Origin of the sequence: Onishia niordana, assembly GCF_004798965.1 — a bacterium.
GTDB lineage: Bacteria > Pseudomonadota > Gammaproteobacteria > Pseudomonadales > Halomonadaceae > Onishia > Onishia niordana.
Window position 1 is genome coordinate 1 of sequence record NZ_SDSD01000144.1, and the last position, 206, is coordinate 206.

A 206-nucleotide genomic window follows, 5' to 3' on the forward strand; every position below is an offset into this window, starting at 1 on the left:
TTTTTATAGTATTGATGCTCGCTTTGGTAGCTTGGAAGATTTAAAAGAACTTCTGCAAAAAGCGCATGATAACGGCTTGAAAGTGATTATGGATTTGGTTGTGAATCATACTTCCGATCAGCATCCTTGGTTTATTGAAAGTCAAAAATCAAAGGATAATACCCATCGAGATTACTATAACTGGGCAGATGCAAAACCCGAAAAAA

At 35.9% G+C, this 206-nt stretch carries 1 protein-coding gene; it reads left to right on the forward strand.

The window, feature by feature from the left end; genetic code table 11:
• The coding region (locus ETC27_RS18270) for an alpha-amylase family glycosyl hydrolase (protein ID WP_240724972.1) at positions 1 to 206 on the forward strand (206 nt) is incomplete at both ends.